Genomic DNA, 23,005 nt, shown 5'->3' with positions numbered 1-23,005 from the left:
GAAGACACGTTGCTGTTGGTCGTACTCAAACCCGTCGAGGTTGAGGTCGACAATGAAGCGATGCCAGTAGATGTCGACGTTGACAACGACGAGACATTACTATTGGCGGCACTCAAACCGGTCGAGGTAGATGTCGACAGCGACGCCACATTGCTATTGGTGGTGCTCAAGCCCGTAGACGCCGACGTGGACAACGACGAAACATTGCTGTTCGTTGTGCTTAAGCCAGTTGACGTCGATGTGGAGAGCGACGAGACACTGCTATTCGTCGTACTCAAGCCAGTCGAAGTTGAAGTCGACAACGAGGCGATGCCGGTGGATGTCGATGTCGACAGCGAAGACACGCCACTATTAGTCGTGCTCAGACCTGTGGAAGTTGAAGTCGACAATGACGAAACATTACTGTTAGTAGTACTCAGGCCTGTAGAAGAAGAGGTCGACAACGACGAAACGCTGCTGCCGGCCGTGCTCAAGCCAGTCGATGTTGAAGTCGACAATGATGCGATACCGGTTGACGTAGACGTCGACAACGATATGACATTGCTGTTGGTCGTACTCAGGCCTGACGAGGTCGAGGTCGACAACGAAGCGATCCCGGCGGAAGTCGACGTCGACAGCGAGGCAATACCGGTAGATGTCGATGTCGACAACGATGAGACATTACTGTTGGTGCTACTCAGGCCAGTCGAAGTTGAAGTCGACAGCGAAGACACGTTGCTATTGGTCGTGCTCAAACCAGTTGAAGACGATGTCGACAGTGATGAGACACTGCTATTGGTGGTGCTCAGGCCGGTCGAGGTTGATGCCGACAACGAAGACACGTTGCTGTTAGTCGTACTCAGGCCTGTCGAGGTCGAGGTCGATAGCGATGAGACATTACTGTTGGCGGTGCTCAAACCCGTCGAAGCCGAGGTCGATAGCGATGAAACATTGCTATTGGTGGTGCTCAAGCCGGTCGAGGTAGACGTCGATAGCGACGCCACATTGCTGTTGGCCGTACTTAGACCAGTCGAGGTTGAAGTCGACAACGAGGCGATGCCGGTAGATGTCGATGTCGACAGCGACGAGACATTACTGTTAGTAGTACTCAGGCCAGTCGAAGCTGAAGTCGACAGCGAGACGATGCCGGTAGATGTCGATGTCGACAACGACGAGACATTGCTGTTTGTCGTGCTCAAACCTGTCGACGTTGAAGTCGACAGCGAAGCTATGCCAGTAGATGTCGATGTGGACAACGACGAAACATTACTATTCGTTGCACTCAAGCCAGTCGAAGTCGATGTGGATAACGAAGAGACATTACTGTTGGCGGTGCTCAAGCCCGTTGACAAGGAGGCTTCCGCCACCCGTGACGTGCTGATACCCGTTGAAGTGGATGTGGATAACGACGAAACGCTGCTATTGGTAGTGCTCAACCCGGTCGATGTAGACGTCGATAGCGAAGACACGTTGCTATTAATCGTACTCAAGCCCGTCGAGGTGGAAGCCGACAGCGACGCCACGTTGCTGTTGGTAGTGCTCAGACCGGTCGATGTTGATGTCGACAAGGAGGCGATACCGGTTGACGTGGATGTCGACAACGATGCCACATTGCTATTGGTCGTGCTCAAGCCTGTCGACGTTGATGTCGACAATGAAGCGATCCCAGTTGACGTAGATGTCGATAGCGACACCACATTGCTGTTGGTGGTGCTCAGGCCAGTAGAAGTCGAAGTAGACAACGATGAAACATTACTGCCGACAGTGCTCAACCCCGTAGACAAGGAGGCTTCCGCCACCCGTGACGTGCTGATACCGGTTGAAGTGGATGTAGATAACGATGAAACGCTGCTATTGGTCGTGCTCAGGCCGGTCGATGCCGATGTCGACAGCGATGAAACATTGCTGTTAGTGGTACTTAGACCAGTCGAAGTTGAAGTCGATAGCGAAGCAATACCGGTAGATGTCGAAGTCGACAACGATGAGACATTACTGTTGGTGGAGCTCAGGCCCGTAGACGTCGAAGTGGACAGCGACGAGATATTGCTATTTGTCGCACTCAAACCAGTCGAGGTTGAAGTCGACAGCGAAGACACGTTGCTGTTAGTCGTGCTCAGACCGGTCGAAGTCGAAGTCGACAGCGAAGCAATGCCCGTAGATGTCGAAGCCGACAACGACGAGACATTGCTGTTAGTGGTACTCAGGCCAGTCGAAGCTGAAGTCGACAGCGAGACGATGCCGGTAGATGTCGATGTCGACAACGATGAAACATTGCTGTTGGTGGTGCTCAAGCCGGTAGATGTAGACGTCGATAGCGACGAAACATTACTGTTCGTTGTACTCAGGCCGGTCGATGTCGATGTCGACAGCGACGAAACATTGCTATTAGTCGTGCTCAACCCAGTCGAAGTTGAAGTCGACAACGAAGTCACGCTGCTGTTGGTCGTGCTCAGACCGGTCGACGTTGACGTCGACAGAGAAGCTATGCCAGTCGAAGTCGATGTGGATAGCGAAGAGACATTACTGTTGGCGGTGCTCAAGCCCGTTGACAAGGAGGCTTCCGCCACCCGTGACGTGCTGATACCGGTTGAAGTGGATGTAGATAACGACGAAACGCTGCTATTGGTAGTGCTCAACCCGGTCAATGTAGACGTCGATAGCGAAGACACGTTGCTATTAGTCGTACTCAAGCCCGTCGAGGTGGAAGTCGACAGCGACGTCACGCTGCTGTTGGTCGTACTCAGACCTGTGGAAGTCGATGTAGACAAGCTGCTGATGCTGCTTGTCGTAGTACTCATTCCCGTACTCAGCTGGTTAACGGTTACGGCATCCTGAGCTGCAGAACCATCTGCTACATTGGTGATGCGACGCAAAGCGGAAGTGGCGCCGACTGATATTTCAGACAAGGGCGCTGTGGTTCCGGTCAAAAAGCCCACACCGGTCGGCGCGGCCGTTCCAGTAACACTGCCCTGTCCAAGAGCCACACTGTTGGTATATTTTGCATTTGCCCCGACACCAATAGCAACAGCATTGGCGGCGGTGCTAGATACGACTGATAATTGACCAATCGCAATGGATTGCGCTCCTGCAGCACTTGCACCACCACTGCCGGTACCGGCCCCGCCGCCAATCGCGACCGCTGAAGCACCGCCGGCGATGGCATCATCACCCAACGCAAACGCTCCGACACCGCTCGCCTTGGAACCGGATCCAATCGCAGTTGAGCTCCCTCCTGACGCCGACGAGTTGTTACCAATGGCTATGCTATAGACGGTAGCCGCGTTTGCTCCATTACCTAACGCGACAGCGGCCGTGTTTGCAGCAATTGCACCATTTCCGACAGCAGTAGCCTGTGAACCACTTGCGGAGGCACCAACCCCAATTGCGGTTGAGTTCCCGCCGCTGGCATTCGCCCCGTTGCCAAATGCGCTATCCTGCGTGTTACTTGCAGTCGCGCCACTACCAACAGCAGTCGCCAGTGAGCCACTCGCGACCGCAGCGCTACCAATTGCCGTACCCCCAGTATTGTTTGCCGATGCCTGCCCACCCGAGGCAGCGGTCCCCGAACCGATAGCGATACCCGTACTGCCTGCTCCAGTAGTCGTGCCGGAAGTACCGTTGGTATAAGTCGCAAATGCAGCTGGGGACATCAATACGGTTGCCCCCAATACCGCAGCGGCAATTACACCCCCCACTTTCGAACTGCTGCGCTTGCCGCGCGCTGCAGTATTTTCGGAAACAGCAACCCAGGCACCAAGTGCTTCGCTGTAGACGGTACGGTAAACTTTATTCATGAAAAGCTCGATTCAAGATGTGGTGAGGCTTGCTGCAAGGGATCAGACTGATCGCGCAAGCGAGATCACATGGAAAAAAATAGGGAAATAAATGAGCGCAGCCAAAGGGATGCAGGCACGGCGTCATTTCGCAGCGATCTCTGCCGGACCATACTGGTAGCCGACCGGGACCCAGCGCTGGTTCTGCCAGACCAGCGCGACCTTTTCCCAGGCACGCGCTTTGACATAACCCGACATAAAGGTGACGCTGGAAAATTCGCCGCGAGGCAAGCTGGGGTGATCGATCTGATGCTCCATCGCTTGCCAGATGCGCTTGTCGGGCGCCGCACCGTACTGGCTGTGCACGGTGGCGATATAGGCGACCCAGGCTTTCCGGTCAGACTGGTCTTTCATCAAGGCAGCGCTTTGCTCCCACATCTGCCCTGCCTGGTCGGCATCGGCCAGAGCCAGCCATTGTTTCGCTGTCTCAATGGCGGCGTCGGCAGATTGCGCCATTGCGGCTGCCGAGAACAGCATGCCGGCGGCAAACAACGCCGCCAGCTTCACCATCCTGAGTGCGCTGCAGAACCTGCTGCGCAGGGGCTGTACGCCATTGAGCAAGGATTCAATCGATATCCTCTGATGCAATTTACTCATTTTCCACCTTGAAAATTTGACGTTTCATAACCAAAAAGAACTCGGCTTCATCGCATCAAAGGCAGGGAGTTCAAGTGACTTGGGCACTTGCCTCGGACCTCGATTGAAAAATTTGGAGCTCAGACGACTTGCCAGGCGAGCGGAATCCAGTTCCGCAGTTGCCTTTTTTGAATTAACAATATTGGACTTTAAGTAACATTCGTTGCTACTTTGAGTCCTTCTTGCCAATCACTTTGCTGCAAAAAAAACAGCCAGTTCAAACCCGTATCCGGCTTGCTCTGTCAAAATTGCCGACAGATAAATGAAGGCGCCGCGATTTGCGCAATGCCCATTTTTTCCAAGACGTTCAGCACTTCATCCAATGATGTAATTTGGATATCAATAAATGTCCAGATTCATAATTTCATGGAAGTGCCAAATGTTAATTTCAATTAACATTTATGTCATCAAAATAAGTTCCCCAAAGTCGCCAATAAACAACGAATAAATTTGTATATGACGATGAAGTTTTTCAGAAAAATCTCTATTTTTATTGCATTATTAACACTATTTTTTCCGAAAAAACCTTATCTCCCTATATAAATAGAGATTTGTAAGTTATATCGATTTTGAATATCAAAAATGAGAGGTTTCCGTAAATCAAGGAAAATAGATCGAATTAATTCGCCGCCTTGAAATCTAAACTTGCCACATGGAACTAAATTCGCCATTTATTTCTTCATGGAAATGATAAATAATGTTTCTTATAATTAATAAATTACAAATGAGAAATTATGTGAACAAACATTAAAATCTGATCATCACAAAGCGATCTGTCGATCGCAGAAAATATCATTTCATCTAGCTTAAATTGCAATTTTTCCCAGGAAGAATAGACACCGCTTCAAAGCTTGACATGACATTTGAGGCCAGCAGAGGAACAATGCTGCGCAGCGTGTTAACGTTGCTTGAGAATTTTTTGTCGTAGCGCAGTGAAATCCTGTGCGACAAATGGAAATGTAAAGTTGATTGCCAATTCGACAGCAAAATCCGCCCTATCCTATAACCGCCCGCAGACCGCCCAGGCAATAAAAAACCCGCAATGACATAGTCATTGCGGGTTCATTGCAGAGCTGGAGCAAGCTACCTGGTATCGTCGTGCCCGTCGCTTTCCGCCTCCGCCTCGGCGGCTTCCGCCTGGCGCCGCGCGATTTCTTCCTGGTGGCGCGCCAGCAAGGCGGCGCGCGTTTGCGGCGTTTCCAGGCTGATGCGGCCTAGCGCTCCGGTACGGTAATCTTGCAGCAAGGTATGCGCGGCCTTTTCCAGATCCAGGTCGCCGCCCTTGAGACGAAATCCCCGCCGCACCGCCACCCCTTCGATCACGCTGACGCCGTCGATGCCTTCCGTCTTGATGCCGTAACGCGCAGCCAGCAAGGGCGCGTAGCGAACCAGCAGTTCATCGGCCAGGAACGTGGCGACCTCTTCCTCAATCAATGCGTTGGTGCCTATGGCATGGCTGGCGGCAAGCATCAGGCCGTCGCTCGGGTGGGCAATCTTCGGCCACAACATGCCGGGAGTATCGATCAGCACCATATTGTTGCCCAGGTACAGCCGCTGCTGCACCTTGGTCACGGCCGGCTCATCGCCTACCGCTGCCACACGGCGCTTCAGCAAGGCGTTCATCAATGTCGATTTGCCGACGTTGGGAATGCCCATGATCATCATGCGCAGGGGCTTCAAGGGCGTGCCGCGGTGCGGCGCCAGGGTCAGGCACAAACCCGGGATCTTGGCCACGTCCGAAGGTTTCTTGCAGCTCAGCGCCACTGCGTGGACATTCTTCTGGCTGTTGTAATAGGCAAGCCAAGCCTGCGTCACGGCCGGATCGGCCAGGTCGCTCTTGTTCAGGATCTTCAGGCAGGGGCGCTGGCGAAACACGCGCAGCTGTTCGATCATGGGATTGCAGCTGGCTTGCGGCAGGCGGCCGTCGAGCACTTCGATCACGAGATCGACCTTCTCCATGGCTTCCGCCGCCTTCTTGCGGGCGGCGTTCATGTGGCCGGGGAACCATTGTATGGACATGCGTAGTCTTGTCTGGCTAAAATAAACCGCTATTGTACGGACTTATTCCGGTCCTACCTCAATCCCGAAGCCGCGCATCGCATGGCGCTGGGCGCAGAACGTCAAACCGCCGCACCTGGCAAGGCCCTCCCGAAGCCTTTTCCCATGCCCCTGCGGCAACATGGTTATTCGAGTTCGGCCAGCACTTTCATGTGCGCGACCACGCTGCGGCCCAGCGCCGACAGGTTGTAGCCGCCCTCCAGGCAGCTGACGATGCGGCCCTCCGCATGTTCTGCGGCGACTGCCATGATTTGCCGGGTAAGCCAGGTGTAGTCTGCCTCGACCAGCCCCATCTGCGCCATATCGTCTTCCCGGTGCGCGTCAAAGCCGGCCGAAACAAAGACCATTTGCGGCCGGTGCGCATTCAACGCCGGCAGCCATTGCTCCGTCACCAACTTTCGTACCACGGCGCCATCGCTGTAGGCCGGCACCGGGATGTTGACGGTATTGTCGCCTTCCGGCTCGGTACCGCAATGCGGGTAAAACGGGTGCTGGAAAAAACTGACCATCAGCACCCGTGGATCATGCGCAAAAATCTCTTCGGTGCCATTGCCGTGATGGACATCGAAATCGACAATCGCCACCCGCTCCAGCCCGTGCGCCTCCAGCGCGTGGCGGGCGGCAAGCGCAATGTTATTGAACAGGCAAAATCCCATGGGGGTGCGAGAGGTAGCGTGGTGCCCTGGCGGACGCACCGCGCAGAAGGCATTGCTGACTTCGCCTGCCAGCACGGCGTCGGTCGCTGCCAGTGCCGCGCCGGCGGCGCGCAGCGCGGCTTGCCAGCTATACGCGTTGACCGACGTGTCGGGATCGAGCGGATAGCAGCCCGCCTTGCCGGCCAGCGCCAGGCTATGCTCTTTGACCAGGGCAATCATGGCAGCGCTATGCACGCGCGCCAGGTCGCTCTCTTGCGCCAGCGGCATGCCGCGGTAATCAAGCAGCTGGTCGATGCGGCTGGCAATCAGCTGGTCTTCGATCGCCTGCAGCCTGGCCGGCGATTCCGGATGACCGGCGCCCATGTCGTGCAGCTTGCAATCGTGATGGGTATAGAAAGCAGTAGTCAATTGATCTCGCCAAAAGTCTTGCTGAAAATGGGGCTGCGATCCTGTTAGTGTACCCAAGAACCGGGGGATGGGTCAGCGTATCCGCCCAATCCCGTCGAATCGGCCCACTGAAATCGCGACTGCTTGAAAAAAACACCGCATTTCTTCAAAGGAACTAGGATAACTCCGGGGAAGTTTGTATGATTCTCTCTCCGTTACGCTGCCCTCACCAGACAAACCCATGTTCGCAAAAATCCACGCAGTTGCACAGCAGGTCGGCCAGATCGTCGTCGGCAAGGACCACCAGATCCGCCAGGCATTGGTATGCCTGCTGGCAGGCGGCCACCTTTTGATCGAGGACGTGCCCGGGGTCGGCAAGACCACCCTGGCGCATGCGCTGGCCATTTCCCTGGGCCTGCGCTTTAACCGGCTGCAATTCACCAGTGACCTGCTGCCGGCGGATGTGGTGGGGATTTCGGTTTTTGATCGCGAGAAGAGCAGCTTTGTATTTCATCCAGGCCCGGTATTCACCCAGGTGCTGCTGGCGGATGAAATCAACCGGGCCACGCCCAAGACCCAGTCGGCGCTGCTGGAAGCGATGGAAGAACGCCAGGTCACCGCGGAAGGCGTGACGCGCGACCTGCCGGAGCCGTTCTTCGTCATCGCCACCCAGAACCCGGCCCACCAGGTCGGCACTTTCGCCTTGCCGGAATCGCAGCTGGACCGCTTTCTGATGTGCCTGTCGCTGGGTTATCCGGACGCCGCCGCCGAGCGTGCGCTGCTGATGGGAGAAGACCGCCGCGTCTTGCTGAAATCGATCGCGCCGGTGATGCAGGCGGCGGAACTGATCGAAGCCAGGCAAGCATTGAAGCAGATCCATACCTCCGCTTCCTTGATCGACTACGTACAAGCGCTGGCCCATGCCTCGCGCCAGAACGGCCTGTTCGCGGAAGGCATGAGCCCGCGCGCCGCCATCGCACTGCTGCAGGGCGCGCGCGCCTGGGCTGCCATGGAAGGACGCAACCATGTCATTCCAGAGGATGTGCAGGCGGTCCTGGTGCCGGTGACGGCGCATCGCCTGCGCCCGCTCAAGGCGCATGCCGGCAGCACCCTGGGCGCACGCGACCTGGTGCTGCAGCTGATGAAGTCGGTCGCGGTTTAACCGGCGTTTTCATGGCTGCCAGCCTGCCCCCGCCACTATGCTGACATCTCTCCGCCAACGATTCCGAAACTGGCTCGACCAGTCTCTGTTCCAGCTGCGCGACGCCGAAGCGGGTGAAGTATTGCTTACCCAGCGGCGCGTGTTCATCGTGCCGAGCCGTCCCGGGCTGGCGTTTGCGGTCGTGCTGGTATTGCTGTTCTTGTGCTCGGTCAATTACAACCTGAGCCTCGGTTTTGGCCTGACCTTCCTGCTGGCCGCCTGCGCTGTCATCGACATGCACCTGACGTTCCGCAACCTCGCCTATCTGTACCTGACGGCAGGCAAGGCAGCCGCGGTATTTGCCGGCGAGGACGCGCTGTTCGAACTGCACCTGACGAACCGCCGCAAGCATGCCCGTTACGCGATCATGCTCGGCTTCATCGGACGCGGCCTGCCCGCCATAGAACGCGCGATGGATGTCTCGGCCCATAGCACCAGCCACCTGACGCTGGCGCTGACCACCACCCACCGCGGCTGGCAGCCGGCTCCCAGAATACGCTTGCGAACCCGCTTTCCGCTTGGCTTGCTGCGGGCATGGAGTTACTGGCAGCCGGACAGCCGGGCCCTGGTATACCCGCAGCCGGAAGCGTCGGCATCGGCACCGCCGTTGCCGCTGGAGCCGATCGAAAAGAGCGACGGCAACGGCGTTGCCGGCCACCAGGATTTTGCCGGCGTGCGCACCTACCAGAGCGGCGACTCGCTCAAGCACCTGGCCTGGCGCCAGATCGCCCGGCTGGACACCGATCTCGACGCCAAGCTGATCACCAAGCAGTTCGAAGGCGGCGCAGTCAGCGACCTGGCTATCGATTTTGCATCCCTGCCCTACGACATGACGCTCGAGGATAAACTCTCGCGCATGACGCGCTGGATACTGGAGGCGGAAGCGCGCCAGCTGGCTTATGCATTCCGCCTCGGCGACAGCGTTTATGCGGCAGCGCTGGGGCCGGCCCACCAGCGCGCCTGCCTGCGTGCGCTGGCGCTTTACCAGGGGGCGCCATGAACACCAGGTCCATGCAGCAGATCAAGGCTGAACTTGAGAGCAAACCCTTGTACCGCATCTCAAGCACGTACGTGCATTCCCTGTCGCGCGACAAGAGCGACACCGTATTGCTGCTCAGCGCCTGCGCCATGGTGCTGCTGCCGCATTTCCTGCATCTGACCTGGTGGAACTCGCTGGTCTGCGGCGGGTTGCTGCTGTGGCGCGCCTGGATCACCTTGCGCGGCCAGCGCCTGCCGCCGCTATGGCTGCTGCTGCCGCTGGCGGCGCTCACCATGGGCGGAGTCTATATCGACTACCGCACTTTATTCGGACGCGATGCCGGGGTGGCGATGCTGGCGCTGTTGCTGACGTTCAAACTGCTGGAGATGCGTGCGCGGCGCGATTTGTTCGTGGTGCTGCTGCTGACTTTCTTTTTGCTGCTCACCACTTTCTTCTATTCCCAAAGCATGCTGTCCCTGCTGTGGATGATGGCAACCCTGGTGCTGATCCTGACGGCGCAGCTTTCTTTCCAATATACCGGCATGGTGCCGCCGCTCAAGCAGCGGCTGCGCCTGGGCGCCACGATACTGGCCATGGCGCTGCCGCTGATGCTGATCCTGTTCCTGCTGTTTCCGCGCATCCAGGGGCCATTGTGGGGCTTGCCTGGCGATGCGCACAGCGGACACAGCGGCATGTCGGACAATATGACGCCGGGGAATATCGCGCAACTTGCCTTATCCGACGATATTGCGTTCCGCGTCAAATTCTCCGGCACGCCGCCGGCTCCTGCCCAGCGCTACTGGCGCGGCATAGTGTTGAGCGATTTCGATGGCCGCACCTGGACCCAAGGACGAGCGAGCCGCAATACGGCTGACGCTGAAACCCAGATCCAACCCGTGGCCAGCCCTAACCCGGCAACCGCTGTGCAACAGCAAATCACGATGGAAGCCAATGGCCAGCGCTGGCTGTTTGCCCTGGAAACGCCGCAGCTGGCGCCGACCCTGGACGGCATCCCGGTACTGCTGACTGCCGACCACCAGCTGCGCGCGGCGCGAGCGATCAATGAGCGTATCCGCTACGATGTCGTATCGAATCTGAGATCGAAATCGCCAGACCCGATCACGGCAAGCGGCATGCAGCAGGCACTGGCATTGCCGGACAACTTCAATCCGCGCACGCTGGAATTTGCCGCCAGCCTGCATGAAAAATGGCCGGACAATGCTGCCTTGGTGAAGGCGGTGCTGAGCTTCTTCCGCAATGAAAATTTCAGCTATACGCTGGAGCCGCCGCTGCTGGGCAAAAATAGCGTCGACGATTTCCTGTTTTCCAGCCGTGCCGGTTTTTGCGAACACTACGCCAGCTCCTTTGTGGTGCTGATGCGTGCGGCAGGCATTCCGGCACGCGTGGTGACCGGTTACCAAGGCGGCGAAATCAATCCGGTCGACGACATGATGACGGTGCGCCAATCCGATGCCCACGCCTGGGCCGAAGTATGGCTGCCGCCGCGCGGCTGGGTCAGGGTCGATCCTACGGCTGCGGTGGCGCCGAACAGGATCGAGACCCAGCTCGGCAATCTGCTGCCGCGTTCCTTCTTCGGCAACCTGCTGGGAGGGCCTGCCGGCCAGGCCAATTGGTGGTCGAGCCTGAACAACGCGACGGCTCTGCTGCGCGCCAATTGGGAAGCGCTCAGCAATGGCTGGAACCAATGGGTCCTGAACTACACGCCGGCGCGGCAAATGGGATTGATGCGTTGGCTGGGACTGGGTGAACTGGACTGGCGCAGCCTGGGCATCGTGATGCTGGCCATAGGCGCGGTGGCAGCCGGCAGCGTCACCCTGCCCTTGCTGCTGGCGCGAAACAAGAGCAACCCGCTCGATACGGTATACTCTTCGCTGTGCGCGCAGATGGCGCGGCGCGGCATGGCGCGCAACAAGCATGAGGGGCCGGCCACTTACGGCCGTCGCCTGTGTGCCGGCGACTCGCCGCTGTCGCCCTCCGTCAAAATGGCGGTCAAGCGCTTCATGGATTTGTACGAAGCCCTGCAATATGGCGCCGACTACGGGCCGCACAATAAACCGCCGGCGCCTTTGATGGCACAACTAAAATTACTGCTTTCCCAATGTCGATGAAATCAACCCCAGGTCTCCTTACCGTCGCCCAGCTTTGCGCTCTTGCCCTGGCGATCTCTGCCAGTCCCGCTCTGCAGGCCCAGCAAAACAGTTCCGGCAAAGTTGCTTCGGCAAAAATCCGCAAAGCGAGCAGCGTTGCCGACGATGGCGAGTTCGCCAATTTCGCCGACTGGAAAGAGGTCTCGGCATTCATCGACCAGATGGTCGAAAAAAACGGCTTCGACCGGAATGAACTGGTCGCCATGTTCAACAAGGTGCGTTACGTCGACAGCGCGATCCAGCTGATGAAGCCGGCTCCGGCCAGCAAACCCAAGAACTGGGCGGCTTACCGTGCCCGCTTTGTCGAGCCGGTGCGGATCCAGGCCGGCGTCGATTTCTGGAATACCTACGCTGACGCCCTTAACCGGGCCGAGGCGCAGTACGGCGTGCCGGCGGAAATCATCGTCGGCATCATCGGCGTCGAAACCGTGTACGGCCGCAATGTCGGCAGCTTCCGGGTGATGGACGCCATCACCACGCTGGCGTTCGATTATCCGAATACGCCAACGCGCGAAGCGCGCATGGCGTTTTTCCGCGGCGAACTGGAAAGTACCCTGCTGTATGCCCGGGAGTCGGGCATCGATCCGTTTACCTTGCTGGGCTCATATGCCGGCGCCATAGGCTGGCCGCAGTTCATGCCGAGCAGCATCCGCCAGTACGGCGTGGATTTTGACGGCAAGGGGAAAATCGACTTGCGCAATTCACCTGTCGATGCGATCGGCAGCGTAGCCCATTACTTGGCCGAGCACGGCTGGAAAACCGGCCTGCCGGTGGTCTTCCCGGCGACACTGTCGACCGACACCAGCGCCGAAAACCGGTGGCAGGCTTTTATCGGGCAGGGCCTGGAAGCCAAATATCCGCTGGATGAACTGACCGCGGCCGGCGTGGTGCCTGGCGTAGTGCCGCCGAACGACATACGGTACGGCCTGATCGACTTGCAAAACGGCCAGGCGCCGGCCGAGTATTGGCTCGGGACCGATAATTTCTACGCCATCACGCAGTACAACCGCAGCTTCTTTTATGCGATGTCGGTGGTGGACCTGGGACGTGCGGTGCGGGTGGCCCGCACTGCGCAATAAATCAGGGATTGCTGACGCTGAGTTCGACCTCGACGGTCTGGCCGTTGGCGCTCAGCCAGATCTGCGCATCCTGGATAGTGCACTGCAATTGCATGCTGCGCTGGGCGAAACCGGTCAGGGCCTCGCTGCTGGCCGCGGCAATATTGATGACTGTCAGGTTGCGGGCGCGCGCTACCTTGCTGCTGATCTGGTTCCACCAGATGTGGCTGGTGCTGCTGTAGCTGTAGACCACCACTTGCGCGGCCCGTCCACAGGCTTTGAGGATGCGCTTTTCGTCAGGCTGGCCGACTTCGATCCAGAGATCGATGGCGCCGGTCAGGTCCTTGGCCCACAAATCAGGCTCCTCGGCATCCGATAAGCCTTTGCCGAATACCAGCGCAGCCGAGGCGTGACGGGCGAACGCCAGCAGGCGCACCATCATGCGCTCGTCGGTTTCCGACGGATGGCGGGCCAGCGTCAGCGCGTGCTCCTGATAATAATGACGGTCCATATCCGCAATTTGCAGATCGGCTTTGAAAATAGTTGCTTTAAGGGCCATAACGCCTATTGTTATATATAGTTGAATCAAACCCGGTGTGTCGCAGTCACGGGATCGGAAGAATAACCCGATTTGCGCCGCCTGGAGCACATATATGAGCGCCGGAAGTGCCTGCGGCAACGCTTGATGCCGCCGGATTCATCCTTATATTCATCTAAATTGTTTGTAAATAATGCTTCCCAATCTCATGAAAACTGCTTCATCCACTACCTCCTCAACAGATATGATGCCGTTTTCCGGCGAAGTAATCGCTCACACAAAATTATGGCTGGAGCGTGCCGTGATCGGGCTAAACCTTTGCCCGTTTGCCAAAGCGGTATTTATCAAGGATCAGATTCGTTACGTCGTCAGCAGTGCACAGACGCCGGAAGAGTTATTGGTGGACCTGATGGCGGAACTGAAATTGCTGCAGCAGGCAGATCCAGAAGCAATCGACACCACCCTGCTGATACATCCTGATGCACTGCGTGATTTCCTGGACTACAACGACTTCCTGGATGTCGCCGATGCAGCGGTCGAGGAGCTTGAACTGGACGGCGAAATCCAGGTTGCCAGTTTCCATCCCGAGTATCAGTTCGCCGGCACCGACATAGACGACATCAGCAACTATACCAATCGCGCGCCTTATCCTACCTTGCACCTGTTACGTGAAACCAGCGTCGAGCGCGCGGTTGATGCGTTCCCCGAGGCCGCCCAGATATTCGATAAAAACATGCGGACCCTGCAACAATTGGGATTAGATGGCTGGCAGAAACTACTTGGGGAGGGGGATCAACAAAAACAGTCTTGATTATTATTTTAACAATATTAGAATGTTGTAAAAATGGTGTTCCTTGCAATTTTTACGGAAAGTTACTAAATAGTAATAGACATCGTAATAAGAAAATTTTAAATTGAGCTTGTGCAACTTATTTGTATATTTGGTCACTAAACAAAGGTAGGTTGTTTGTTACCAATGTAATGTACAACATGCTGTGCAATGTACTTAGCGGTATCAGCTGTCCCATGAAGAAAAAGATAGGGAGTTTCTTTATGATAAATATGTGCTCAAAATCAGTATAAAATACGGCAAGTTGTAGTTTCGCCAATAAAACTGGGAGGTGCACTTGGTAATAGTTCGCTACATATTGCACAAACACTTCCCATATATCAACTAGGATAACGGAATCAATTGATTATGACTAACACTACCCCAGACGCACCGACCAGCAACAAGCTCGATGAGCAGGTAACTTACGATCCGAACCATCTGCTCGACTCTTTGATCGACAAGTTGCACTTGAAAAATGATGCCGCACTCTCGCGCTCGCTCGAAGTAGCGCCACCGGTCATCAGCAAAATCCGCCATCGCCGCTTGCCGGTTGGCGCATCGCTGCTGATCCGCATGCACGAAGTCAGCGACCTGACGATTCGTGAACTGCGCGCCTTGATGGGTGACCGTCGCGAGAAATTCCGTATCAGCGACAAGCAGTTCAAGCCAAAGAGCAAGATCGAAGCCGAAAAGCTGAAGTAATCGGCATGCCAGCCGCGTCCCTGCTTGAAGCCTGCTTCAGGCAGGGAAAACGCCGGTAGACAAATAGCGGTCGCCACGATCGCAGACGACGAAAACGATCGTCGCGTTTTCTACCTGCTGCGAAATCCGTAACGCCACCTCGCAAGCCCCCGCCGCAGATATCCCGCAGAAAATCCCTTCTTCGCTCGCCAGCCTGCGCGCCATATGTTCCGACGCCGCCTGACTGACTGATTCAATCTGATCTACCCTGGAATGCTCATATATCTTGGGCAAATAAGCTTCCGGCCATTTCCTGATGCCTGGAATCTGCGAGCCCTCTTCCGGCTGCGCACCGATGATGCGGATAGCCTGGTTCTGTTCTTTCAGGTAAGTGGAAACGCCCATGATGGTGCCGGTGGTGCCCATCGCGCTGACAAAATGCGTGATGCGTCCTTCCGTGTCGCGCCAGATTTCCGGGCCGGTGGTTTCGTAGTGCGCGAGCGGGTTATCCGGGTTGGCGAACTGGTCGAGAATCAGTCCTTCACCGTCTTTCTGCATTTTTTCCGCCAGGTCGCGCGCATATTCCATGCCGCCGGTCTTTGGCGTAAGGATGATCTTGGCGCCGTATGCCGCCATGCTCTGACGCCGCTCTTCGCTCAGGTTTTCCGGCATCAGCAACACCATCCTGTAGCCGCGCATGGCTGCCACCATCGCCAGGGCGATCCCGGTGTTGCCGCTGGTTGCCTCAATCAGGGTATCGCCGGGCTTGATCTGGCCGCGCGCTTCGGCATGTTTGATCATCGACAAAGCCGGCCGGTCTTTCACCGAGCCGGCAGGATTATTGCCTTCCATCTTGCCTAGGATAATGTTATTCCTCTGCTCGGCTTCGCTGCCGGGGATACGTTTGAGTTGTACCAGGGGCGTATTGCCGATTGTGTCTTCGATAGTCAGATAAGGCATAGTGTGATCAAACGTCTTGTGCAAAGAGCCCATTTTAATATGAGACTTTGTTATGCGTATGAAAGCCTGACAAACCGTATGCAAACGTGGCCTGGCAAGCGAGCGAGCGGTCCCGGAAACGAAAAAGCCCTGGAATCCAGGGCTGGGCAAGGCATTTTATCTCCCGCCGGCCACCCGGCCGCCGCTACTTGCCCTTGGCAGCCGGCTTGGCGGCAGTCTTGGGCGCCGCGGGTTCAGCGTCGCCGGTCTTCGGCTTGCCATTCACCAGTAAACCGGCTTGCGACAGCTTGAGCGCATTTTTCTCGCCGATGCCTGATACGCGGCTTTCGAAATCGGCCCAGTCCTTGAAGTTGCCGCCTTTGCCGCGCTCGTCGACTATACGCTTGGCGGTGGCGGTACCGATGCCCTTGATGCCGTGCAGGGCAGTCAGGTCGCCCTTGTTGACATCGACCTGGGCAAAACTGGCGGTGGTCATCAACATGCACAATACCAGCAGTATTTTTCTCAGCATTTCGTCTTTCTCCCATAGGTGTGTGGATGACTGAAAAATTCAATCAGACGCGAAAACGTCCAATTAATTATAGTCAGCCACACATGGAAAATTGACATTTGAACCACAAACAAGACTTCGCTTAACCAGGCGCTCTCGTCATCGATAAAGCCTGTTTACGCAACGCTACCCAGCAGTTCTTCGCGGCTGACGGTAGCCGTACCGAGCTTGCCGACGACGATACCGCCGGCGCGATTCGCCAGGGCCACGGCGTCGGCAATCGGCAATCCAGCTCCCAGCATCACGGCCAGCGTGGCAATCACGGTATCGCCGGCGCCGGAGACGTCGAACACTTCGCGCGCCATGGCAGGGAAGTGGCGGATTTCATTCTCGGTGTACAAACTCATGCCCTCTTCCGAACGCGTCAGCAGCAGTGCTTCGAGCTGCAGCGAGGCACGCAGTTTTTGCGCTTTTGCGGTGAGCTCTTCTTCATTCTTCCAGCTGCCGACAATGCGGACCATCTCTGACTTGTTAGGCGTGAGGACGGTGGCACCGACGTAACGCGAAAAATCCTCGCCCTTGGGATCGACCAGGATGCATTTGCCGGCTTGCCTGGCGGCGGCGATCATGTCCGCTACGTTGACCAGGCTGCCTTTGGCGTAGTCGGACAAGACCACCACCTGGTATTGCGGCAGCAGGGTGTTGAAACGGGTCAGCTTGTCGCGCAATACGGCGTCGGTAGGCGCTTCTTCAAAATCGATGCGCAGCAATTGCTGCTGGCGGCCTATCACGCGCAACTTGATGATGGTCGAGATAGTCGGATCCCGTGTCAGGAAACTGCTGACGCCCATCTCGCCCAGCATGCTGTCGACGGTGTCGCCGGCCTCGTCCTGCCCCACCACTCCCAGCAATCCCGAGCTGCCGCCCAAGGTAGCGATATTGCGCGCCACGTTGGCCGCGCCGCCCAGCCGTTCCTCGCGCTTTTCAACCCGTACCACCGGCACCGGCGCCTCTGGCGAAATCCGGCTGACTTCGCCAAACCAGTAGCGGTCCAGCATGACATCGCCGACCACCAGGATCTGCACATGCTCGAAAGAGGCCGGCAACTTATAGGTATGATTAGTCATCGTCTTATCCACGCGCCAGCACCGAACGGCCGATCCCGTAATACTCAAAGCCCAGCTCGCCCATTACCTCCGGCTCATACAAATTGCGGCCATCGAATACGATAGGCGTCTTGAGCAGTGTCTTGACCTGGTCGAAATCGGGACTGCGGAAAGTTTTCCACTCCGTCACGATCACCAGGGCGTCGGCGCTTTGCAGGGCCTCGGTCTGGTTGTCGCAAAACCGTATGCGTTCAAAGGCGCCGGGAGTGCCGGCGAAATCCAGCGCCAATACCCGCTTTGCCTCGGCCATCGCGACCGGATCGTGCACCGCCACCGTCGCGCCGCGTGCAATCAGTTCGCCAAGCAGTACCCGCGATGAAGCTTCGCGCATGTCATCGGTATTCGGCTTGAACGCCAGGCCCCACAGCGCGAAGTGCTTGCCGCTCAGGTCCGCGCCAAAACGCTCGCTGATCTTTTGTCCCAGCACATGCTTCTGGTTGTTATTGACCTGCTCCACTGCGCGCAGGATATGCAATTCCTGGCCATAAGCGCGTGCGGTGCGCTCCAGCGCCTGCACATCCTTCGGAAAACAGGAACCCCCGTAACCGCAGCCGGCATACAGGAAGCTGTAGCCTATGCGCGGATCGGAGCCGATCCCGTGGCGCACGGCTTCGATATCGGCGCCCACCTTGTCGGCCAGGTTGGCCAGTTCGTTCATGAACGAGATGCGGGTCGCCAGCATCGCATTCGCTGCATATTTGGTGAACTCGGCGGAACGCACGTCCATCCAGAAGGTACGCTCGTGGTTGCGGTTGAAAGGCAGGTACAGCTGCTTCATCAGCGCCTGCGCCTGCTGGCCTGAAGTGCTTTCGTCGCAGCCGATGACGATGCGGTCCGGCCGCATGAAATCTTCTACTGCGGCGCCCTCTTTCAGGAATTCCGGATTGGAGACAACCGAGAATTGCAGGGGCGCGCCGGCCAGCTTGCGCGCATCCAATTCTTCCTGGATCGCGGCGCTTACCTTGTCCGCAGTCCCGACCGGCACAGTCGACTTATCGACGATCACCTTGAAACCGGTCATGTATTTGCCGATATTGCGAGCCGCCGCCAGCACGTATTGCAGGTCGGCCGAGCCGTCTTCGTCCGGCGGTGTGCCCACTGCAATAAACTGCACCTGGCCATGGGCTACGCTGGCGGCGATATCGGTAGAAAAGTGCAAACGTCCGGCAGCGCGGTTGCGGCCGACGATTTCAGCCAGGCCGGGCTCATGGATCGGGATGCCGCCGCTGTTCAGCAGCGCGATCTTGCTTTGATCCAGGTCGAGGCAGAATACATCGTTGCCCAGTTCGGCCAGGCAAGCGCCTGTGACCAAGCCGACGTAACCGGTACCGATAATAGTAATTTTCATGTTGTTCCGTGAATGCGCTGCACAGCCCGATTGTTTATGGCGGGCCGGCGGGTTTTAGTTCATGACGTTCAGTTCTTCGGTGCGACGCGGCGGATAGGTTTCCCAGCGGCTGCAGCCAGGGCATTGCCAATAGAACTGGCGCGCCTTGAAACCGCAGTGGCTGCACTGGTAGCGCGCCAGCTTCTGGGTATAGCCATGCACCAGGTTCTTGACCACCGACAGTTCGGTATGCATTTCCGGCGTTATTTTCATCAAGCGCGCTTCCAGCAGCTTATCCAGTCCTAGCAGGGTCGGTGTGCGACGCAGTTCATCGCTCACCAGCTGATTGGTAGCTTCGACGCCATCCAGCTCCAGCACCGCCTTGAACACCACTTCCAGCAAATCGATGGAAGATGCTTCCGCAAGGTAGGAGCGCAGCAGGCTGACGCCTTCATGCGGCCGTCCAACCGCGCGATAGCCATCCATCAGGCGCTGCGCCACCAGCGCCACGTGCGGCACGCTTTGCTGCTCGACCCGGCGCCAGACCTGCAGGGCCGCTTCGACGTCGCCCTGCGCCAGGTGCACGTCGCCCAGGAGCATGGTGGCGCGCACGCTGTTGCGGTCGTTGCTCAATGCTTTTTCCAGCAGGGACATGGCGGCTTCGGGGTGGCCGTCCACCAGTTCATCCTGCGCCAGTTCGCAATAAAACTGTGCGATTTCCTTTTGCCGTCCGCCAGCGCCCGATTGCTGCAAAGTCTGGGCCGCTTCGATCGCCCGCAGCCATTCTTTTTCGCGCTGGTAGATTTCCAGCAGGGCACGTCCGGCCTGCGCGCCGTACTGGCTGCCGGCGAGCAGGTTAAAGCTCTCTTCGGCCCGGTCCAGCAAACCGGCTTTCAGGTAATCCTGGCCCAGCTCATACTGGGCGTGCAAACGATGTTCCTGCGCCAGGTCTGGACGCGCCAGCAGGTTCTGGTGGACCCGGATCGCGCGCTCGGTCTCGCCGCGGCGGCGGAACAGGTTGCCCAGGGCGAAATGCAGTTCCGCGGTTTCGGGATCCAGCTTGACGATTTCGATGAATGCATCGATAGCCTTGTCCGGCTGTTCGTTCAGCAGAAAATTCAAACCCTTGAAATAACCGCGGGGCAAACTGCGTGATTCGGATATCAGCTGATTGATATCGACCCGTGCGGCGATCCAGCCTAATCCAAAAAAGACCGGGATACCGAGTAACCACCAAATTTCAAATTCCATACGGGCTGTTGTGCTTTATGCGTGACCTGAATCTCAGGTGTGAAAATGCCGGCAAGCTGCCGCCGTGACATTACGGCGGTGCAGCCAGTTAGATACCTAGCGGCATTATATATTCTTGATGCTGTCCGGTTGCGGTGCTTGTGACTCTGCCAGACGCTGTGCTTCTTGTTCTTTTTGCATCGATGTCAGGGCTTTTTTGGTTTTTGATGCATTGCGGCGGTGCCGGAATACGGACGGCGCCATCGCCAGCACGCCAAGGATCGCGCCAAAGACAAAGAAGCCCAGCAGAAACAGCACCAGCGGCCCTTGGATGGTTGTGCCGGGGAAGAATTGCAGGTCGACGTTGCCTTTGTTCTGCAAGGCGAAGCCGAAAAATACAACAAAGAGCAAGATCGAAAGAATTCGGGAAATGATTTTCATGATGCCTTTCCGTTTGATTGGGTAACAGTGGGCAGCATACGAGCTGTTCTGCAGTTGGCTGATTTTACTCTTGCCATTTTCGCAAATCCACGACTCACACAAACAATATTAACTTTAAATGATGCGAAATTGTACGTGAAAAAAAACGGCATCCGAAGATGCCGTTTCGATTTTGCTTACGCACAAACTATAACTCAGTCCTCTTGAATCGGTTGCCCGACCATCGCGTCGACTCGTTCGCGCAATTCCTTGCCTGGCTTGAAATGCGGCACCCGTTTTTCAGGCACCATCACTTTGTCGCCGGACTTGGGATTGCGCCCGATCCGCGGTGGCCGCCGATTCAGCGCAAAACTGCCGAATCCACGAATCTCGATACGCTGTCCGGTCGCCAAGGCATCGGCCATCGCATCGAGTATGGTTTTCACCGCGTAATCCGCATCCTTAGCTACCAGTTGCGGATAACGTTCGGCCAAGCGGGCAATCAGCTCCGACTTTGTCATTAGCTTTACTCGATTACTCTGCTTAGTTCTTGTTGTCGAGTTTTGCCTTCAGCAACGCGCCCAGGCTGGTCGTGCCGGAAGCTGCATTGGAGTCCGAAGCCGAAGACAGCTTTTGCATTGCTTCCTGGGTTTCAACATTGTCTTTCGCCTTGATCGACAGCTGGATGCTGCGAGCCTTGCGGTCGATGTTGATGACCATGGTTTCGACGGTGTCGCCAACCTTCAGGTGGGTACCGGCATCTTCCACGCGGTCGCGGGAGATTTCGGATGCACGCAGGTAGCCTTCGACTTCTTCCGACAACTGGATCACTGCGCCCTTAGGCTCGACCGACTTGACCGTACCGGAAACCAGTGCGCCCTTGTCGTTCATTGCAGCGAAGTTGTTGAATGGATCGCCTTCCAGCTGCTTGACGCCCAGGGAAACGCGCTCACGCTCAACGTCGATTGCCAGAACGATGGCTTCCAGCTCGTCACCCTTCTTGAAGCGACGCACGGCTTCTTCGCCGGTTTCAGTCCAGGACAGGTCCGACAGATGCACCAGGCCGTCGATGTTGCCGGCCAGGCCGATGAACACGCCGAAGTCGGTGATCGATTTGATTGCGCCCTTGACCTTGTCGCCCTTCTTGTGGGTAACAGCGAAGTCATCCCAAGGATTAGCCTTGCATTGCTTCATGCCCAGGCTGATACGGCGGCGGTCTTCGTCGATTTCCAGGACCATGACTTCAACTTCGTCGCCCAATTGAACGACTTTGTTTGGTGCCACGTTCTTGTTGGTCCAGTCCATTTCGGAAACGTGGACCAGGCCTTCGATACCTTGTTCGACTTCGACGAATGCGCCGTAGTCGGTGAGGTTGGTGACTTTACCGAACAGACGGGTGCTTTGCGGGTAACGACGCGACAGACCGGTCCAAGGATCGTCGCCCAGTTGCTTGACGCCCAGGGAAACGCGATTCTTTTCTTGATCGTACTTCAGAACCTTGGCAGTGATCTCTTGACCGACTGTCAGCACTTCCGAAGGATGACGCACACGACGCCATGCCAGATCGGTGATGTGCAGCAGGCCGTCGATGCCGCCCAGGTCCACGAATGCGCCGTAGTCGGTGATGTTCTTGACCACGCCGGTAACGATGGTGCCTTCTTTCAGGGTTTCCATCAGCTTTTGGCGCTCTTCGCCCATCGAAGCTTCGATAACCGCGCGACGCGACAACACGACGTTGTTACGCTTGCGATCGAGCTTGATGACCTTGAATTCCATGGTCTTGCCTTCGAACGGCGTGGTGTCCTTGACCGGACGGGTGTCGACCAGCGAACCCGGCAGGAAGGCACGGATGCCGTTGGTCAGGACAGTCAGGCCGCCCTTGACCTTGCCATTGACAGTACCGGTAACGATCTCGCCGGACTCCATCGCTTTTTCCAGCGAGAGCCACGATGCCAGACGCTTGGCCTTGTCGCGCGACAGGATGGTGTCGCCGAAACCGTTTTCCAGCGATTCGATAGCGACGGAGATGAAATCGCCGACAGCTACTTCGAGTTCGCCGTTGTCATTTTTAAATTCTTCGATTGGAATGAAGGCTTCCGACTTGAGGCCTGCGTTGACGATAACGAAGTTATGGTCAAGGCGCACGACTTCAGCAGAAATCACTTCACCAGAACGCATGTCTTGACGTGACAGCGATTCTTCAAACAGCGCGGCGAAAGCGTCAGCGCCGGCAGATGCAGGGGACAGAACAGTGATGGACATAGTTTTGACTAGTTGGCCAGTATTGCCGCGCAAGGTGCTTACTAGGATGCGGTCAATAAAGGGTTAGGTTTTTCAACGTCCGGCCAGACTTTGCGTCAGGCCGAACACCAAGGTGCAGCAAAAAAACAACGTATTTGCATGTTT

The 23,005-nt window shown here is 56.9% G+C and carries 19 protein-coding genes; 6 read left to right on the top strand and 13 right to left on the bottom strand.

The genetic code is table 11. The features are described from left to right. The 4 genes from BM062_RS20915 to BM062_RS20900 form a co-directional block, all read right to left on the bottom strand. Window positions 1–3,785 (bottom strand): beta strand repeat-containing protein (locus tag BM062_RS20915; RefSeq protein ID WP_371326618.1); only part of this gene is annotated, 3,785 nt, incomplete at its 3' end. A gap of 111 nt (window positions 3,786–3,896) precedes the next feature. Continuing rightward, window positions 3,897–4,409 carry a DUF4019 domain-containing protein gene (locus tag BM062_RS20910; protein ID WP_092400448.1) on the bottom strand — a complete coding sequence of 171 codons (513 nt, stop codon included), beginning with the start codon at window positions 4,407–4,409 and terminating at the stop codon, window positions 3,897–3,899. A 1,122-nt stretch (window positions 4,410–5,531) separates the two neighbouring features. Beyond that, on the bottom strand, window positions 5,532–6,467 hold the full coding sequence (gene ylqF / locus BM062_RS20905) for a ribosome biogenesis GTPase YlqF (protein ID WP_092400446.1): 936 nt from the start codon (window positions 6,465–6,467) through the stop codon (window positions 5,532–5,534). A gap of 164 nt (window positions 6,468–6,631) precedes the next feature. Beyond that, complete coding sequence (locus BM062_RS20900; RefSeq protein WP_092400444.1) at window positions 6,632–7,570, bottom strand: histone deacetylase family protein; 939 nt, start codon at window positions 7,568–7,570, stop codon at window positions 6,632–6,634. 220 nt (window positions 7,571–7,790) lie between these two features. Between BM062_RS20900 and BM062_RS20895 the strand changes: the two genes are divergently transcribed. From BM062_RS20895 to mltB, 4 genes are read left to right on the top strand one after another with little or no spacing between them, the layout of a single operon-like run. Continuing rightward, a complete protein-coding gene (locus tag BM062_RS20895) occupies window positions 7,791–8,711 on the top strand; it encodes an AAA family ATPase (protein ID WP_092400442.1) in 921 nt (306 codons plus the stop codon). Between the two features lie 37 nt (window positions 8,712–8,748). Then, window positions 8,749–9,750 carry a DUF58 domain-containing protein gene (locus BM062_RS20890; protein ID WP_092400440.1) on the top strand — a complete coding sequence of 334 codons (1,002 nt, stop codon included), beginning with the start codon at window positions 8,749–8,751 and terminating at the stop codon, window positions 9,748–9,750. After that, the gene (locus BM062_RS20885) at window positions 9,747–11,858 is read left to right on the top strand and encodes a transglutaminase TgpA family protein (protein WP_092400438.1); all 2,112 of its coding nucleotides are present in this window, start codon (window positions 9,747–9,749) and stop codon (window positions 11,856–11,858) included. Before BM062_RS20890 ends, BM062_RS20885 begins: the two co-directional genes overlap by 4 nt. Beyond that, window positions 11,849–12,976, top strand: coding sequence for a lytic murein transglycosylase B (mltB, locus tag BM062_RS20880; RefSeq protein ID WP_092400436.1), 1,128 nt, complete (start codon window positions 11,849–11,851; stop codon window positions 12,974–12,976). Before BM062_RS20885 ends, mltB begins: the two co-directional genes overlap by 10 nt. A gap of 1 nt (window position 12,977) precedes the next feature. Here mltB and BM062_RS20875 read toward each other — a convergent pair whose 3' ends face one another. Continuing rightward, window positions 12,978–13,514, bottom strand: coding sequence for a YaeQ family protein (locus BM062_RS20875; protein ID WP_092400434.1), 537 nt, complete (start codon window positions 13,512–13,514; stop codon window positions 12,978–12,980). Window positions 13,515–13,701: 187 nt separating this feature from the next. Between BM062_RS20875 and BM062_RS20870 the strand changes: the two genes are divergently transcribed. Both BM062_RS20870 and BM062_RS20860 read left to right on the top strand, forming a co-directional pair. After that, complete coding sequence (locus BM062_RS20870; RefSeq protein WP_254785191.1) at window positions 13,702–14,304, top strand: DUF1415 domain-containing protein; 603 nt, start codon at window positions 13,702–13,704, stop codon at window positions 14,302–14,304. Between the two features lie 387 nt (window positions 14,305–14,691). Continuing rightward, window positions 14,692–15,027 carry a hypothetical protein gene (locus tag BM062_RS20860; protein ID WP_038492934.1) on the top strand — a complete coding sequence of 112 codons (336 nt, stop codon included), beginning with the start codon at window positions 14,692–14,694 and terminating at the stop codon, window positions 15,025–15,027. A 36-nt stretch (window positions 15,028–15,063) separates the two neighbouring features. On the opposite strand, the gene cysM is transcribed toward BM062_RS20860, so the two are convergent. From cysM to rpsA, 8 genes are all read right to left on the bottom strand, one after another. Next, entirely contained in the window at window positions 15,064–15,966 is a 903-nt protein-coding gene (cysM, locus tag BM062_RS20855) for a cysteine synthase CysM (protein WP_092400428.1), read from the bottom strand. Window positions 15,967–16,150: 184 nt separating this feature from the next. After that, complete coding sequence (locus BM062_RS20850) at window positions 16,151–16,477, bottom strand: ComEA family DNA-binding protein (RefSeq protein ID WP_092400426.1); 327 nt, start codon at window positions 16,475–16,477, stop codon at window positions 16,151–16,153. A 155-nt stretch (window positions 16,478–16,632) separates the two neighbouring features. After that, window positions 16,633–17,583, bottom strand: coding sequence for a D-glycero-beta-D-manno-heptose-7-phosphate kinase (gene rfaE1, locus BM062_RS20845; protein WP_092400424.1), 951 nt, complete (start codon window positions 17,581–17,583; stop codon window positions 16,633–16,635). Between the two features lie 4 nt (window positions 17,584–17,587). Beyond that, a complete protein-coding gene (locus tag BM062_RS20840; protein ID WP_092400422.1) occupies window positions 17,588–18,970 on the bottom strand; it encodes a UDP-glucose dehydrogenase family protein in 1,383 nt (460 codons plus the stop codon). A gap of 54 nt (window positions 18,971–19,024) precedes the next feature. Further along, window positions 19,025–20,200, bottom strand: coding sequence for a lipopolysaccharide assembly protein LapB (gene lapB, locus BM062_RS20835; RefSeq protein ID WP_092400420.1), 1,176 nt, complete (start codon window positions 20,198–20,200; stop codon window positions 19,025–19,027). A 105-nt stretch (window positions 20,201–20,305) separates the two neighbouring features. Beyond that, window positions 20,306–20,620: a LapA family protein gene (locus tag BM062_RS20830; protein WP_092400418.1), complete on the bottom strand. Its 315-nt coding sequence runs from the start codon at window positions 20,618–20,620 to the stop codon at window positions 20,306–20,308. A 194-nt stretch (window positions 20,621–20,814) separates the two neighbouring features. Then, entirely contained in the window at window positions 20,815–21,120 is a 306-nt protein-coding gene (locus BM062_RS20825; RefSeq protein WP_038492951.1) for an integration host factor subunit beta, read from the bottom strand. 22 nt (window positions 21,121–21,142) lie between these two features. After that, entirely contained in the window at window positions 21,143–22,861 is a 1,719-nt protein-coding gene (gene rpsA, locus BM062_RS20820; RefSeq protein WP_092400416.1) for a 30S ribosomal protein S1, read from the bottom strand. Window positions 22,862–23,005: the final 144 nt, after the last annotated feature.

The organism is Collimonas sp. OK412 (assembly GCF_900112135.1).
GTDB lineage: Bacteria > Pseudomonadota > Gammaproteobacteria > Burkholderiales > Burkholderiaceae_D > Collimonas > Collimonas rhizosphaerae.
This window is presented reverse-complemented; position numbering and strand designations above follow the sequence as displayed.

What these genes read in the sequence shown, in the direction of transcription:
- rpsA (WP_092400416.1), bottom strand. Translation starts at nt 22,861, where the DNA reads ATGTCCATCACTGTTCTGTCCCCTGCATCTGCCGGCGCTGACGCTTTC.
- BM062_RS20875 (WP_092400434.1), bottom strand. Translation starts at nt 13,514, where the DNA reads ATGGCCCTTAAAGCAACTATTTTCAAAGCCGATCTGCAAATTGCGGAT.
- BM062_RS20910 (WP_092400448.1), bottom strand. Translation starts at nt 4,409, where the DNA reads ATGAGTAAATTGCATCAGAGGATATCGATTGAATCCTTGCTCAATGGC.
- ylqF (WP_092400446.1), bottom strand. Translation starts at nt 6,467, where the DNA reads ATGTCCATACAATGGTTCCCCGGCCACATGAACGCCGCCCGCAAGAAG.
- BM062_RS20895 (WP_092400442.1), top strand. Translation starts at nt 7,791, where the DNA reads ATGTTCGCAAAAATCCACGCAGTTGCACAGCAGGTCGGCCAGATCGTC.
- BM062_RS20850 (WP_092400426.1), bottom strand. Translation starts at nt 16,477, where the DNA reads ATGCTGAGAAAAATACTGCTGGTATTGTGCATGTTGATGACCACCGCC.
- BM062_RS20840 (WP_092400422.1), bottom strand. Translation starts at nt 18,970, where the DNA reads ATGAAAATTACTATTATCGGTACCGGTTACGTCGGCTTGGTCACAGGC.
- BM062_RS20885 (WP_092400438.1), top strand. Translation starts at nt 9,747, where the DNA reads ATGAACACCAGGTCCATGCAGCAGATCAAGGCTGAACTTGAGAGCAAA.
- mltB (WP_092400436.1), top strand. Translation starts at nt 11,849, where the DNA reads ATGTCGATGAAATCAACCCCAGGTCTCCTTACCGTCGCCCAGCTTTGC.
- BM062_RS20870 (WP_254785191.1), top strand. Translation starts at nt 13,702, where the DNA reads ATGAAAACTGCTTCATCCACTACCTCCTCAACAGATATGATGCCGTTT.
- BM062_RS20830 (WP_092400418.1), bottom strand. Translation starts at nt 20,620, where the DNA reads ATGAAAATCATTTCCCGAATTCTTTCGATCTTGCTCTTTGTTGTATTT.
- cysM (WP_092400428.1), bottom strand. Translation starts at nt 15,966, where the DNA reads ATGCCTTATCTGACTATCGAAGACACAATCGGCAATACGCCCCTGGTA.
- BM062_RS20825 (WP_038492951.1), bottom strand. Translation starts at nt 21,120, where the DNA reads ATGACAAAGTCGGAGCTGATTGCCCGCTTGGCCGAACGTTATCCGCAA.
- BM062_RS20860 (WP_038492934.1), top strand. Translation starts at nt 14,692, where the DNA reads ATGACTAACACTACCCCAGACGCACCGACCAGCAACAAGCTCGATGAG.
- lapB (WP_092400420.1), bottom strand. Translation starts at nt 20,200, where the DNA reads ATGGAATTTGAAATTTGGTGGTTACTCGGTATCCCGGTCTTTTTTGGA.
- rfaE1 (WP_092400424.1), bottom strand. Translation starts at nt 17,583, where the DNA reads ATGACTAATCATACCTATAAGTTGCCGGCCTCTTTCGAGCATGTGCAG.
- BM062_RS20890 (WP_092400440.1), top strand. Translation starts at nt 8,749, where the DNA reads ATGCTGACATCTCTCCGCCAACGATTCCGAAACTGGCTCGACCAGTCT.